16 protein-coding genes and 1 pseudogene are annotated in these 13,509 nt (G+C 72.8%); 14 read left to right on the forward strand and 3 right to left on the reverse strand.

What is annotated here, in order from left to right; translation table 11 throughout:
* Positions 1-34: 34 nt before the first annotated feature.
* The gene (locus OG766_RS18450; RefSeq protein WP_266384257.1) at positions 35-268 is read left to right on the forward strand and encodes a chaplin; all 234 of its coding nucleotides are present in this window, start codon (positions 35-37) and stop codon (positions 266-268) included.
* A gap of 110 nt (positions 269-378) precedes the next feature.
* Positions 379-1,155 (forward strand): chaplin, encoded by a 777-nt coding sequence (locus OG766_RS18455; protein WP_328725797.1) that lies wholly within the window; start codon positions 379-381, stop codon positions 1,153-1,155.
* A 164-nt stretch (positions 1,156-1,319) separates the two neighbouring features.
* Here OG766_RS18455 and OG766_RS18460 read toward each other — a convergent pair whose 3' ends face one another.
* Positions 1,320-2,480, reverse strand: a complete 1,161-nt coding sequence (locus OG766_RS18460; RefSeq protein ID WP_328725798.1) for a glycosyltransferase — start codon at positions 2,478-2,480, stop codon at positions 1,320-1,322.
* Positions 2,481-2,755: 275 nt separating this feature from the next.
* On the opposite strand from OG766_RS18460, the gene OG766_RS18465 reads away from it, so the two are divergent.
* The 4 genes from OG766_RS18465 to OG766_RS18480 all read left to right on the forward strand — a co-directional run bounded on the left by OG766_RS18465 (position 2,756) and on the right by OG766_RS18480 (position 4,643).
* Positions 2,756-2,995, forward strand: a complete 240-nt coding sequence (locus OG766_RS18465; protein WP_266384260.1) for a chaplin — start codon at positions 2,756-2,758, stop codon at positions 2,993-2,995.
* Positions 2,996-3,165: 170 nt separating this feature from the next.
* On the forward strand, positions 3,166-3,405 hold the full coding sequence (locus OG766_RS18470) for a chaplin (RefSeq protein WP_266380688.1): 240 nt from the start codon (positions 3,166-3,168) through the stop codon (positions 3,403-3,405).
* A gap of 290 nt (positions 3,406-3,695) precedes the next feature.
* Positions 3,696-3,983 (forward strand): hypothetical protein, encoded by a 288-nt coding sequence (locus OG766_RS18475; RefSeq protein ID WP_266380691.1) that lies wholly within the window; start codon positions 3,696-3,698, stop codon positions 3,981-3,983.
* A gap of 156 nt (positions 3,984-4,139) precedes the next feature.
* The gene (locus tag OG766_RS18480) at positions 4,140-4,643 is read left to right on the forward strand and encodes a DUF5949 family protein (RefSeq protein ID WP_266380696.1); all 504 of its coding nucleotides are present in this window, start codon (positions 4,140-4,142) and stop codon (positions 4,641-4,643) included.
* Positions 4,644-4,735: 92 nt separating this feature from the next.
* Here the strand turns inward: OG766_RS18480 and OG766_RS18485 are convergent, their stop codons facing one another.
* On the reverse strand, positions 4,736-4,870 hold the full coding sequence (locus OG766_RS18485; protein WP_328725799.1) for a hypothetical protein: 135 nt from the start codon (positions 4,868-4,870) through the stop codon (positions 4,736-4,738).
* A gap of 174 nt (positions 4,871-5,044) precedes the next feature.
* On the opposite strand from OG766_RS18485, the gene OG766_RS18490 reads away from it, so the two are divergent.
* Positions 5,045-5,686 (forward strand): vitamin K epoxide reductase family protein, encoded by a 642-nt coding sequence (locus OG766_RS18490; RefSeq protein ID WP_266380703.1) that lies wholly within the window; start codon positions 5,045-5,047, stop codon positions 5,684-5,686.
* A gap of 37 nt (positions 5,687-5,723) precedes the next feature.
* On the opposite strand, the gene OG766_RS18495 is transcribed toward OG766_RS18490, so the two are convergent.
* The gene (locus OG766_RS18495) at positions 5,724-7,361 is read right to left on the reverse strand and encodes an IclR family transcriptional regulator domain-containing protein (protein ID WP_328725800.1); all 1,638 of its coding nucleotides are present in this window, start codon (positions 7,359-7,361) and stop codon (positions 5,724-5,726) included.
* 103 nt (positions 7,362-7,464) lie between these two features.
* On the opposite strand from OG766_RS18495, the gene OG766_RS18500 reads away from it, so the two are divergent.
* The 7 genes and pseudogenes from OG766_RS18500 to pcaD all read left to right on the forward strand — a co-directional run bounded on the left by OG766_RS18500 (position 7,465) and on the right by pcaD (position 13,503).
* Positions 7,465-8,223, forward strand: a complete 759-nt coding sequence (locus OG766_RS18500; protein ID WP_266380709.1) for a CoA transferase subunit A — start codon at positions 7,465-7,467, stop codon at positions 8,221-8,223.
* Entirely contained in the window at positions 8,220-8,846 is a 627-nt protein-coding gene (locus OG766_RS18505) for a 3-oxoacid CoA-transferase subunit B (protein ID WP_266380712.1), read from the forward strand. The genes OG766_RS18500 and OG766_RS18505 overlap by 4 nt, the downstream gene beginning before the upstream one ends.
* Positions 8,843-10,033: a thiolase family protein gene (locus OG766_RS18510; protein WP_266380714.1), complete on the forward strand. Its 1,191-nt coding sequence runs from the start codon at positions 8,843-8,845 to the stop codon at positions 10,031-10,033. Before OG766_RS18505 ends, OG766_RS18510 begins: the two co-directional genes overlap by 4 nt.
* An 8-nt stretch (positions 10,034-10,041) precedes the next feature.
* The gene (gene pcaH / locus OG766_RS18515) at positions 10,042-10,803 is read left to right on the forward strand and encodes a protocatechuate 3,4-dioxygenase subunit beta (protein WP_266380716.1); all 762 of its coding nucleotides are present in this window, start codon (positions 10,042-10,044) and stop codon (positions 10,801-10,803) included.
* On the forward strand, positions 10,800-11,348 hold the full coding sequence (locus OG766_RS18520) for a protocatechuate 3,4-dioxygenase subunit alpha (protein WP_266380718.1): 549 nt from the start codon (positions 10,800-10,802) through the stop codon (positions 11,346-11,348). The genes pcaH and OG766_RS18520 overlap by 4 nt, the downstream gene beginning before the upstream one ends.
* Positions 11,326-12,591, forward strand: a pseudogene (gene pcaB, locus OG766_RS18525) (3-carboxy-cis,cis-muconate cycloisomerase); the annotation flags it as partial. The gene OG766_RS18520 and the pseudogene pcaB, both read left to right, overlap by 23 nt.
* Positions 12,568-13,503: a 3-oxoadipate enol-lactonase gene (pcaD, locus tag OG766_RS18530; RefSeq protein ID WP_328727496.1), complete on the forward strand. Its 936-nt coding sequence runs from the start codon at positions 12,568-12,570 to the stop codon at positions 13,501-13,503. The pseudogene pcaB and the gene pcaD, both read left to right, overlap by 24 nt.
* The last annotated feature ends 6 nt before the right edge of the window (positions 13,504-13,509 follow it).

A 13,509-nucleotide genomic window follows, 5' to 3' on the forward strand; every position in this document is an offset into this window, starting at 1 on the left:
CGCCGAGATGACCGCCAAACAGAAGGAACCCGAAATGAAGTTGAGGAAGACCACGACGGTGCTGGCGGGGCTGGTGTTGGCCATGGGCATGGCCGCTCCCGCCTTTGCGGACTCCGGTGCGACCGGTGTCGCAACCGGTTCGCCGGGAGTGCTGTCCGGGAACGTCATTCAGATTCCCGTACACATTCCGGTCAATGCGTGCGGCAACTCCGTCAACCTCCTCGCCCTGCTGAACCCTGCGTTCGGCAACACCTGTGTGAACGGCTGACGATCAGCCCTCGCACGCAGCCCTGAAGGGTCGTTTTCCGCCGGTCCTGGGGTGTGCCGCCCGGTGCACCCCAGGACCGGCTCGCGAAGCGGAAGCGGGAAAGAAATAAGATGCGACAGGTCATGACCAAGGGAATTCTGACGGCCGCTGCGGCCACCGGCATTCTTTCCTTGACAAGTGTGTACGCCAGCGCTGACTCCAGCGCCGACGCGGAGGCCGCGAACTCGCCCGGCGTGCTGTCGGGTAACAACGTCCAGGTACCCGTGGACGTGCCGGTCAACCTCTGCGGCAACACCGTCAACGTCGTCGGTCTGCTGAACCCGGCCGGCGGCAACGCCTGCGCCAACGGCGGGGGCGACGCGGCGGGAGGAGGGTCCGGCGCGAGCGCCGAGAGCTCCGTCACGGACTCGCCGGGTGTGGCGTCCGGCAACAGCGTCCAGGTCCCGGTCAGCGTCCCGGTCAACGCCTGCGGGAACACCGTCGACGTCGTCGGTCTGCTGAACCCGGCAGGCGGCAACGCCTGCGCCAACGGCGCGGTCGAGCCTCCGGTGACGCCGAACACCCCGGACACGCCCGACACCCCGGACACGCCTGACACCCCGGTCACTCCGAACACGCCGGAGACGCCCGACACCCCGGACACTCCGAACGTCCCCGAGGTGCCGGAGATCCCCGACCTGCCGGAGCTTCCCGAGGTGCCCGAGGTCCTGGTGCCCGTCGTGGACACCCCGGACGACGGCCAGATCGTCGACACGACCGGTACGTCCGGTCAGCTGGCGCAGACCGGCGGCGACGCCGGCATGCTGGCCACCGGTGCCGCCGCGGTCGCGCTGCTGGCCGGTGGCGCGCTGCTGTACCGGCGCGGGGCGGCTGCCGCGCGGCGCTGAGTGACCGCGATCCCCGCCTGATTCCCGGCCGGGAGAGTCCTCTCATCGGACTCTCCCGGCCGGTGCGTCGTGTACGGCCGCGCTCGTACGCGCGAGCTCGTCAGCGGGTCCTCGTACCGGGTCCTCCTGCGTGGGTCCTCGTACGCCCACCGGGCGCACCGCGCTCAGCCGCCGACGGGACTCCCGCTGCGGGACCGTACGGCCGTCACGTCGCGGTACACGTCCGCGACCGCGCCCGCGGTGTGCCGCACGTCATGCGCGCACAGGACGTGCTGATGGCCCTGGTGGCCCAGCGTGGTCCGCAGCGGGGCGTTGAGCAGCAGGTCTCCGACGGCCGTGGCCAGCGCGTAGGGATCCTGAGAAGGCGTCAGGCAGAAGAGCGCGTGCCCCGGGGGCAGGCTCTCCCTGGCCCCGTCGACATCGGTGACGACGACGGCACGGCCGCAGGCCATGGCCTCGAGCGGCGCCAGTGCCATGCTCTCCCGGCGGGACGGGAGGACCACGAGGTCGGCCGCCCGGTACCAGGGCGCCACGTCCGCCTCGGCGCCCGCGAACCGTACGGACGCGGGCGCCTCCACGCGCAGGGCCTCGGCCCCGGGTCCGTCGCCGACCAGGACGAGACAGGCGTTGGGCAGTCGGCGCAGGACGTGCTCCCAGGCCGCGAGCAGCACGTCCTGGCCCTTGCGCCGGCACAGCCGTCCCACGCACACCACGAGGGGCGCGGACTCGGGCAGATCGGCGACCAGGGGCGGCAGGGCACGCGGCCGGTCCTCCGGGGCGGGCCGGAACCGCTCGGTGTCCACGCCGTTGGGGACGACGGTCCACCGGGCGTCGATGCCCGCCCGTGCGCCGGCGTGCTGCTCCGCCTCACTGACACAGACGATCCGGTCCGTCCAGCGTGCGCCGTAGCGCTCCCAGTGGCGTGCGAGCCGGGCGCCGATGCCGTCGGCCGCCTCGAAGGCCCAGGCGTGCGGCTGGAACACGGTGGGGATCCGGCCGCGCACGGCGAGACGGGCGGCCAGTCCGGCCTTGGCGCCGTGCGCGTGAACGACCCGCGGGCGTACCCGTTCCAGGATCCCCGCGAGTTGCCCCACCTGCGGGAGCAGCAGCGGCCCGGCCGCCCGCCCGGCCCGCCACCGGTGCACGTCGGCGCCGAGCGCGCGTGCGGTGTCCCCGAGGACCCCGCCGCCGGGGCAGGCCACGGCCACCCGGAGTCCGGTGCGCACCTGGTCGGTCACCAGATCCGTGACGATCCGGGCCACCCCGCCGTCGACGGGCTGCACGACATGGAGCACTTCCGGAAAGGATTTCGGACCGTCGCGCATCGGGAATCGATCCGGCTGCTGCCGGAACTCAGCATGCTGCGCAGATCGTCGATTCCGGTTCATATCCAAGGGTATTCACATGAGCGGGCCGGTGAGCAGTTTGCTTCGTGTGCTCTTTGCCTGTGCGGGACGCGAGGCGACTCTAGCCCCTTTTTCTTTCCGGAACCGCACGGGAAGTCAGAGGCCGGATTAATCCTTTTGGCGCGCATCCGTGTCCGGAGTTCCCATGTCGTCGTTGATGGTTGCGCCTCATCGGTTACCCGGAAGGAAGAATGATGAAGCGAATCGCCAAGTCGGTCATGTTCGTGGGCACGGGTGCCGCCCTGATGATGGGCGGCGCGGGCGCGGCCGTGGCCGACAGCGGGGCCAACGGTGCCGCCACGGAGTCGCCCGGTGTCGGGTCCGGCAACGTGGTCCAGGTTCCGGTCCACGTCCCGGTCAACGTCTGCGGCAACACCGTCGACGTCGTCGCCCTGCTGAACCCCGCGTTCGGCAACGCCTGCGCCAACGACTGACGCGTGCCCAGGCGTCCGGCGGCGACCCGCCGCCGGACGCGGGGCATTCGTACCGGCCGACCGGTATTCACTCCTTCGGCCGCACAACCTGGCAGTCCCCGCTGCCGTTGAACCAAGGACCGGGCAGTCATGCACGGCCACTGAACATTTTGACCAAGGAGTGCTTCTCCATGTCGCGTACCGCGAAGGCTTTCGTTCTGTCCACCCTCGCCGCTGCCGCTGTTGCGGGCTCCACCGGCATTGCCTCTGCCGACGCCGGCGCGGAGGGCGCTGCGGCGGGCTCGCCGGGCGTGCTCTCGGGCAATGTCGTCCAGGTTCCGGTCCACGTGCCGGTCAACGTCTGCGGCAACACCGTGAACGTCATCGGCCTGCTCAACCCGGCCTTCGGCAACGCCTGCGTCAACGACTGACCGTCCGGCGCGTCGTCCCCGGGCCGCTCCCCCCGCCACGGCGGGGGGAGCGGCCTTTTCCTTGCGCCGCCGCCGTCCCCGCTTTTGATACGAACATCCGAACGGAGAACTTCATTCGGGTGGGGATAGGAGAATCCCGGGGATTCGGAGTTTCTGACCTGATGTCGGATCGTTACAGAGCATGTAACAGCACGACAGGCACGCACGACAGGCATGCTCAGCATCCGCAATGTGCCTGAAGGTACGTCACATGTGCGCGCGACACGCGTTGCCGAAGGAGAGATTCACTGATGAAGCCCATGAAGGTCGCCGCGGTCGTCGCCGGTTCCCTGGTCGCCGCGGGTGCCTCGGCCCCGGCTTTCGCCGCTTCCGAGCTCACTCCGACCAGCCTCAACGGGGCCGTGGGGACGGTCGCGAGCCAGACCACCTCCGCCGTGGAGCCGATCACGAACCGGACGCTGGACACGGAGCAGAAGGGCTCGCTGCTCAACTCCGTCCAGGGCGCCACGAACGACATCAACAAGCAGGGCAAGGGCGGCGCGGGCCAGCTCCTCGGCGGACTTCCGCTGGGCTCCTGACCGCCCCGTGGCGCGTCCTGTGCGCCGCTGCCGGGCCGCCGTGCCGGTGCGTACGAGTGAGCGGGCGCGACCCCTTCGGGGTAATCAGCGGGCCGGCTCCCCCGCGAGTGTGACATGGGCGCCCGGAGTATCCAGATAAGTCGCTAAGGTCCGACCGTGACCTCAACCCCCAGCGCTGTACGCGCCTTCCGCCCGGCCCAACTGGGCACTCTCGTCGTCATCGCCTGGAGCGGCGAACATCCCGACGACGAGCGCGACATGCCCTTCCTGCTGGCCTACGCACTCGGGGACGGCACCGGCGGCCCCGAGGCGGCGGGGGCGGCCGCCCGGCAGCTGCTCGAAGAGGTGGGGCTGCCGGTCGGGAGCGAGTACGTGGACGCCGCGGAGGCCGTCGGTCTGCCCGTCACGCTGCTCGTCGAGGCGGGCCAGGCGGTCCTGACGATGCCTCATCTCAGCGCCCAGTGCCCGGTCCCGCAGGAGTGGCTGGCCGCGGTACGCGACCGGGGTCACGTGTACTTCATCTTCGCCACCCGGCCCTGGCCGGAGGCGGCGCCCGGGGTGCCGGTCTCGGAGGACACGCTGCGGGAGTTCGTCGGCGACGAGGCGGTGCTGTCGACCGCCGCGCACTGCTTGCTGCCGGTGCGTCAGCTGCGTGGGTGACGCCGGCCCGGACGGCTCATGACGTCGGGACGGCAAAAGGCCCGGCGGGCGGCTGTATGACCGCCTGCCGGGCCTTGATTACGCCTTGCGGATCAAAGGTGCCGGGGCCCGCTCGCCGGGCGGTCGGCCGCGGGGGTCGCGACCGGCCGGATGGTCCCGGCGAGCTCGAGTGGTATCCAGGCGGCCGGGGCGGCGGCCGCCCCCGGGTGGCGAAGCGTCAGCTTCATGGTCGGTCTCCTTGTCAACAAGGGTCAGGGACATCCGCGACGCTAATCGGAATCTGACGATCCGTCGTGTTGAGCGGGACGGCGATTACTGCGTGTGCGCATCGGCCCAGGTGACGACGGGCCGGGGGTACGGACCCGCGGAACCGGTCGGCGGAAAGGAAACAGGGGAGAGACATGGGGACACGAGCAAGGACGCGCGTCCCGCGCCCGGCGACGGCAGCGGACGACACCACGGCGGTGGAGGCCGGCGGCAGCCGGGGCTTCGCCCTGCTGCTCGTCCTCGCGGGGGCGGCGGGACTGCTCGCCTCCTGGGTCATCACGATGGACAAGTTCAGACTGCTGGAGGATCCGGGCTTCACCCCGGGGTGCAGCCTCAACCCGGTGGTGTCCTGCGGCAACATCATGAAGAGCGAGCAGGCCGCGGCCTTCGGATTCCCCAACCCGATGCTGGGCCTCGTGTCGTACGCCGTCGTGATCGGCGTCGGGGCCGGGCTGCTGGCGGGCGCCCGCTACCGCCGCTGGTTCTGGCTCGCCCTCAACGCGGGCACCCTCTTCGGCGTCGTGTTCTGCACCTGGCTCCAGTTCCAGTCGCTGTACCGCATCGGCGCGCTGTGCCTGTGGTGCTGTCTCGCCTGGGCCGCCACGATCCTGCTGTTCTGCTACGTCACCCGGCACACCGTGGAACACCGGATGCTCCCGGCGCCGGCCGGCCTGCGCAGAGGTCTGCGCGAATTCGGCTGGGTGCCGCCGGTGCTCTGGGCCGGGATCATCGGAATGCTGATCATGACGCGCTGGTGGGACTTCTGGACGAGCTGACGCCGCACTCCGTCCTCACACCTCCGGGACTGCGTCCTCACACCTCCGGGACACGGGCGAAGCGGCCCGCGACATGGAGGTCGGACTCGATGTGGGCCGCGGTGGCCCGGAGTTGGGGCAGCAGCTGGGCCAGGCACTCGTCGGCGGTGCGCCGTGTGGTGTGCATGGCGACGTTGAGAGCCGCGACGGTCCGGCCCGTGTGGTCGCGGACGGGGACCGCCAGCGAGCGCAGCCCCTCTTCGAGTTCCTCGTCGACCAGCGCGAAGCCGTCGTCGCGGACCCCGTCGAGGAGTGCGGCGAGATGGGCGGGGTCGATGACGGTACGACGGGTCAGGGGCCGCAGCTCGGTACGGCCGATCCGGTCCTCGCGCTCCTCGGCGGGCAGGCCGGCGAGCAGGACCCGGCCCATGGACGCGGCGTACGCGGGGAAGCGGGTGCCGATGGTGATGTTGACGCTCATGATCCGCTCGGTGGCGACGCGCGCCGTGTAGCGGATGTCGTCGCCGTCGAGGACCGCGAGGGAGGCGGAGTCGTGGACCCGGCCGACCAGTTCCGCCATGTGCGGTACGGCGATGTCGGGGAGCGGCGTCCGGGAGAGCGCGGGGCAGCCGAGGGAGAGGACGCCGGGGGTGAGCCGGAAGAGGCGCTCCCGTGAGGTGACGTAGCCGAGGTGCTCCAGGGTGATGAGCGCGCGTCGGGCGGTGGCGCGGGCCAGGCCGGTGGCCTCGGCGACGGAGGTGAGGGGGAGTTCCGCGCGGCCCTCGCCGAAGGCGGTGACGACGGTCAGGCCGCGGGCCAGGGACTCCACGAAGCCGGCGCCGAGTTCCCGCTTGGACGCCGTGGTCCAGTGGGCGAGGCCGCTCGGGACGGGCCTCTCGCCGGCCGGCCGGGGCCGGGCAAGCTCCGCCTCCATCGCGGCGACGGTCTCCCGTAGCCGGGGCAGCACGGCCTCACCCAGCGACCGCGCCGTGTGGCGGCTGGTGTGGCTGACCACGCTCACCGCGCAGACCACCGCGCCCTGCGGGTCGCGTACGGGCATGGCGACGGCGACCAGCCCGGGCTCCATCAGCTGGTCGTCGACGGCCCAGCCGGCCTCCCGGGCCCGTGCCGTCCGCTGCCGGAAGGCGTCGTCGGCGTGAGCGCCGTGAGCGCCGTGAGCGGCCCGTCCGGTGTCCCCGGCGGAGGCGTCACGACCGCGCCGGGCCGCCCATTCCTCATCCGTCCAGGTGGTCGCGAACACCGCGCCCGCCGCCGTGCGTTCGTACGGCAGCAGATCGCCGATCCGGAAGGTCAGCGACATGGCGCGGCGCCGGGTCGTCTGGTGCACGAAGCGGATGCCGTCGCGGTCGGGTACGGCCAGCGACACCGATTCGTCCAGCTCCTCGGCGAGGCGCTCGGCGAGCGGACCGAGCCGTCCCGGGAGTCCGAGCGAGGCGAGATAGGCGTTGCCCAGTTCCATGAGCCGGGGCGCGAGCCGTGCCTCGTGGCCCTGGAGGCGTACGTAGCCCATGCGCGCGAGCGTGGCCGCGATCCGGTCGACGGTCGAGCGCGCCAGCCCCGTCGCGCGCACGAGGTCGCTGAGGTCCATCCGGCCGCCCGCGTCGGTGAGCTCGCGCAGCACGGCGATACCGCGCATCAGCGGAGCCACGGCCTCGGCGGGGGGAGCGGCCGGCATCGGTTCTCCAGGGCGTTGACATGTGTGCCAGGTGCACGCAGACTCATGGCGAGTCGTAGATGAACTGTAGTTCATCTGGCGAACGAATCGGGCGGAAGTCTCCATGGACAAAGTCGAGCGGTCCGCCGCCGAGGCGGTCGGCGGCATCGCGGATCACGCGTCGCTCGCCGTCGGCGGCTTCGGTCTCAGCGGTGTGCCGAACGTGCTGATCGAGGCGGTGCACGCGACCGGAGCGAGCGCGCTCCACGTGGTCTCCAACAACTGCGGGGTCGACGGCGGCGGACTGGGCGTCCTCCTCGCAGCGGGCCGTATCGCCCGGGTCACCGGCTCCTACATCGGCGACAACAAGGAGTTCGCCCGCCAGTACCTCGCCGGTGAGATCGAGGTGGAGCTCGTCCCCCAGGGCACGCTCGCCGAACGCCTGCGTGCCGGAGGCTGCGGCATCCCCGCCTTCTACACCCCGGCCGGGGTCGGCACCCAGGTCGCCGACGGCGGACTGCCCCGGCGCCACGGGCCGGGAGGCACGGTCGTCGTGGCCTCGCCCGCCAAGGAGATCCGGACCTTCGACGGCCGCGACCACGTGCTCGAACACGGCATCACCACCGACTTCGCGCTCGTACGCGCCGCCCGCGGCGACCGCCTCGGAAACCTCGTCCTGAACAAGGCCGCCCGCAACTTCAACCCGCTCGCCGCGATGGCGGGCCGGGTGACGATCGCCGAGGTGGAAGAGCTGGTCGAGCCCGGCGAACTGGACCCCGACGCGGTCCATGTGCCCGGCATCTTCGTCCAGCGGGTGGTCCCGCTCACCCCCGGACAGGCGGCGGCGAAGGGGATCGAGAAGAGGACGGTACGGGGCCGATGAGCTGGACGCGCGACGAGATGGCCGCCCGCGCGGCCGCCGAGCTGGCCGACGGCTCGTACGTGAACCTCGGCATCGGTCTGCCCACGCTCGTACCGAACTTCCTCCCGCCCGGCGTGGACGTCGTCCTCCACTCGGAGAACGGCATCCTCGGCGTCGGACCGTACCCGTACGAGGAAGACGTCGACCCGGACCTGGTCAACGCGGGCAAGGAGACCGTCACCACGCTTCCCGGTGCCGCGTTCTTCGACTCCGCCCTCTCCTTCGGCATGATCCGCGGCGGCCACATCGACATCGCCGTCCTGGGAGCCATGCAGGTCTCCGCGGGCGGCGACCTCGCCAACTGGTCCGTCCCGGGGAGGACGGTCAAGGGCATGGGAGGCGCCATGGACCTCGTCCACGGTGCCCGCCGGGTCGTCGTCCTGACCGAGCACACCACCAGGGACGGCTCCCCGAAGCTCGTCCAGGAGTGCACGCTGCCGCTCACGGGCAAGGCGTGTGTGCACCGCGTCATCACCGATCTCGGGGTGCTCGACGTGACCGCCGACGGGTTCGTGCTCGTCGAGACGGCACCGGGCGTCACCCCCGCCGAGGTACGAGAGAAAACAGGAGCTGAGCCGGTATGACCGACCGCCTTCGTGACGTCTATGTCGTGGACGCCGTCCGCACCCCCATCGGCAAGTACGGCGGCGCCCTTTCCGGGGTGCGTCCCGACGACCTCGCCGCCGGAGTGCTCGGCGCCCTCGTCTCCCGGACGCCCGACCTCGACCCGGCCCGTATCGACGACGTCTTCTTCGGCGACGCCAACGGCGCCGGCGAGGACAACCGCGACGTGGCCCGGATGGCCGTGCTGCTCGCCGGGCTGCCGGTGACCGTGCCGGGCACGACGGTGAACCGGCTGTGCGGCTCCGGTATGGAGGCCGTCATCCAGGCCGCCCGCGCCATCGCCGTCGGCGACGCGTCGATCGCCGTCGCCGGCGGCGTCGAGTCGATGAGCCGGGCGCCCTGGGTGCTGCAGAAGCCGGCGCGCGGCTTTCCTGCCGGGCACCAGCAGATGTACTCGACGACGCTCGGCTGGCGCATGGTCAATCCGCGGCTGCCCGACGAGTGGACGGTCGGACTCGGCGAGGGCGCCGAGCTGCTCGCCGACCGGTACGGGATCGGGCGGGACGAGCAGGACGCGTTCGCCCTCGCCAGCCACCGGAACGCGGCCCGGGCCTGGGCCGAGGGGCTGTACGACGGAGAGGTCGTGCCCGTCGACGGCGTGGACCTGGCGCGGGACGAGTGCATCCGCGACAGCACGTCCACGGAGGCCCTGGCCAAGCTGAAGCCGGTCTTCCGCAAGGACGGGACGGTCACCGCGGGCAACTCCTCCCCGCTCAACGACGGCGCCGCCGCGCTGCTGCTCGTCGACGAGGACGGGCTGCGCGCCACCGGCCGCGAACCCCTCGCCCGCATCGGCGCCTCCGCCGTCACCGGCATCGAGCCGCAGTACTTCGGCGCCGGGCCGGTCGAGGCCGTCCACCGCGCCCTGAAGAAGGCCGGTCGGGAGCTCGGCGACCTGCGCACCGTCGAGCTCAACGAGGCCTTCGCCGCCCAGTCGTTGGCGTGTCTGCGCCAATGGCCGGGACTCGATCCGGCCGTCGTCAACCCGCGCGGCGGCGCCATCGCCATCGGTCATCCGCTCGGCGCCTCCGGAGCGCGGCTCACCGGCGCCGTCGCCCACCAGCTCGCCGCCGCGGGTTCCGGCACCGGCCTGGCCACGCTGTGCATCGGCGTCGGGCAGGGGCTGGCCCTGGTCCTGGAGAGGTGACGGGGCCGATGACGGCCGGGGGGATTCCGGGTCAGGAGCGGATCAGCGCGGAGATCGCCGCGGCGCACGAGGAGGCGGTGAAGCCCGCGCACCATCCGCGGCGCGACTTCGCCCCGTACCGCAGCACCGTCCTGCGGCATCCGCGCCTGCCTCTCGTCCCCGTCGGCGACCCGGAGGCCGCCGAACGGCACGGGCCGGTCCTCGGCGCCCGGAGCGCGGGCGCAGGGGACGCGGATCTGACGCGGCAGCACACGGGGGAGCCGCTGGGCGAGCGGATCACCGTCACCGGGCGGGTGCTCGACCGGGCCGGACGGCCGGTGCGCGGCCAGCTCGTGGAGGTCTGGCAGGCCAACGCGGCGGGCCGTTACGCACACGAGCGCGACCGGCATCCGGCGCCGCTCGACCCGAACTTCACCGGGGTGGGCCGCTGCGTGACGGACGACGAGGGACGGTACGCGTTCACGACGATCCGGCCCGGCGCGTACCCGTGGCGGAACCACGTGGGCGCCTGGCGGCCCGCGCACATCCACTTCTCGCTGTTCGGGACGGCGTTCACCCAGCGCCTGGTGACCCAGATGTACTTCCCGGGCGACCCGCTCTTCCCGTACGACCCGATCCTCCAGTCGGTGACCCACCCGGCGGCCCGCGAACGGCTCGTCGCCGCCTACGACCACGGGCTGTCGCGGCCGGAGTGGTCGCTCGGCTATCGCTGGGACATCGTGCTGGACGGCCCTGCGGCGACGCTTCCGGATCCCGGGGAGGACGTGTGACGCCGCCGCCCGGCCTTCCTCCCACGCCCTCCCAGACCGTGGGCCCGTTCTTCGGCCACGCACTGCCGTACGAGGGCGGAGGCGACATCGCCCCGGCCGGGCATCCCGAGGCGATCACCGTGCACGGCCACGTACGCGACGGGAACGGCGATCCGGTGCCCGACGCGCTGCTGGAGTTCTGGCAGCCCGGTACCGGGTTCGGGCGGGTCGCGACCGGCCCGGACGGGCGGTGGTCGCTGCGGACGCTGCCGCCGGCCGCCTCGAGGCCGTACCTGTCGGTGTGCGTGTTCGCCCGCGGGCTGACGCACCATCTGTTCACCCGGGTGTACGTGGGCGAGGCCGGGGACGACGCGCTGCTCTCCGCGGTGCCGCAGGAGCGCCGGCCGACGCTGCTGGCCCGGCCCGACGGGGAACGGACGTACCGCTTCGACATCCATCTGCAGGGGGAGAAGGAGACGGTCTTCCTTGACTTCGACGACGCCGAAGACTCCGGCGACTCCGACGACATCGGCGGCATCGGGGATACCGGGGACTCCTCCGGGTGACGACGCGGGGCTGTTCTCGCCGGTACGGGCGGGCAGCCCCGTCGAGGCCGCGACCGGCGACGCGGCCTTCCTCCAGGCCCTGCTGGACGCCGAGGCGGCGCTGGCGCGCGTCCTCGACGCGGCGGCCGGGGGGACCGTCACGGCCGTGGCACGGGCCGAGCGGTTCGACGCCCGGTCGCTGGCGCTGCGGGCACGGGAGGGCGGGAACCCCGTGATCCCGCTGGTCGCCGACCTCACGGCGGCGGTGGCCGAACGGGATCCGGGGCATGCGGAGTTCGTGCACCGCGGCGCGACCAGCCAGGACATCCTCGACAGCGCCCTGATGCTGGTGGCCGCGCGGGCACTGGACATGATGACCGCCGATCTGGAACGGACCGCGGCGGCGCTCGGCACACTCGCCACCGCGCATCGCACGACCCCGATGCCGGGCCGCACCCTCACCCAGCACGCCGTGCCGACCACCTTCGGTCTCAAGGCGGCGGGCTGGCGGGCGCTCGTCCTGGACGCGCGCGAACGGCTGACCCGGGTACGGCACTCGCTGCCGGCCCAGCTCGGCGGCGCGGCGGGCACCCTGGCGGCGTTCGGTGCGGACGGCCTGTCCGTGGCATCGGCGTACGCGCGCGAACTCGGCCTCGCCGCACCGCAGCTGCCCTGGCATGTGCTGCGTACACCGGTCGCCGACCTGGGCGCGGCGCTGGCGTTCGGCGCGGGAGCGCTGGGGAAGCTCGCGGCGGACGTGCTGGTGCTGTCCCGCACGGAGGTGGGGGAGCTGGCGGAGGGCACGGGCGGCGGTTCGTCCGCCATGCCGCACAAGAGCAACCCGGTGCGGGCGACGCTGATCGCCTCCACGGCCCGTCAGGTCCCGGCCCTCGCGGCGGTCCTCCTCGGCTCGCTCGTCGCCGAGGACGAACGCCCGGCAGGTGCCTGGCACGCGGAGTGGCAGCCGCTGCGGGAGGCACTCCGGCTGGTGGGGGGCGCGGTGCGGGTCGCGGCCGAACTGTGCGAGGGGCTGGTGGTACGCGGTGACCGGATGCGGGAGAACCTCGAACTGACCGGCGGGCTGGTGGTCTCGGAGCGGGTGGTGGAGGAGCTCGCGCCGACGATGGGCCGGGCGGCGGCACGGCGGAGGATGACGGAGCAGGGCACGGCCCTCTTCCAGGTCCCGGCCCTGGCACCGCTCGCCGATCCGACGGCGTACCTGGGCTGCGCGCCCGCGCTGGTGGACCGGGCCCTGTCACGCGGAGCAATCCACGCCGATCCCAAGACCGGGCGTCCCACAGGAACGGACGGGGGCGAGGGGCCGGAGGGGTCCGAGGGGCTGGACGGGCAGGAGGGGCGGGCCCGGACCCACCCACCGCAGACCCACCCAGCGGGCCGCACCCGGACCACCACCACCGGTGCCGACCACCTGCTCCACCACCGTGCCGAGGGCCCGAAGGACGCCCCCGTCCTCATCCTCGGGCCGTCCCTCGGCACCTCGCTGCGCGTCTGGGAACCCCAGGCGTCCGCCCTCGCCCGCGACCACCGCGTCATCCGCTGGGACCTCCCCGGCCACGGCGGGTCCCGCCCCGGCCTGCTCCCCGCCGAAGGAGCGACCGTCGCCGACCTCGGCCGGCACGTCCTCCGGCTCGCCGACGCCGCCGGCGCCGAGACCTTCGCCTACGCCGGGGTCTCCCTCGGCGGTGCCGTCGGCACGTGGCTGGCCGCGCACCGTCCCGCCCGGGTGACGGGCCTCGCCCTGGTGTGCTCCTCCGCGCGCTTCGGCGCACCCGGCCCCTGGCTGGAGCGGGCCCGACTCGTCCGTACGCAGGGCATGGCACCGCTCGCCGAGAGCGCCCCCGCCCGCTGGTTCACCCCGGCCTTCACGGAGCACCACGCCCTCGTCGCCGATCTGCGGTCCGCCGACCCGGCCGCCTACGCGGCCTGCTGCGAGATCCTGGCGGGTCTCGATCTGCGGCCCGAGCTGCCCCGGATCAGCGCACCCACCCTCGTCGTCGCCGGCCGCGACGACCGGGCGACGCCGCCCGCCCACGCCCGTGAACTCGCCGACGGCATCAGGGACGCCCAGCTCCTCGAACTGCCACGCGCCGGACACCTCGCGGGAGTCGAGCAGCCACAATCCGTACTCACGGCCATGCAGGCCCACTTCGGGTAGTCGCCC

The sequence above is a fragment of the Streptomyces sp. NBC_00259 genome, assembly GCF_036181745.1.
Classification (GTDB): Bacteria; Actinomycetota; Actinomycetes; order Streptomycetales; family Streptomycetaceae; genus Streptomyces; species Streptomyces pratisoli.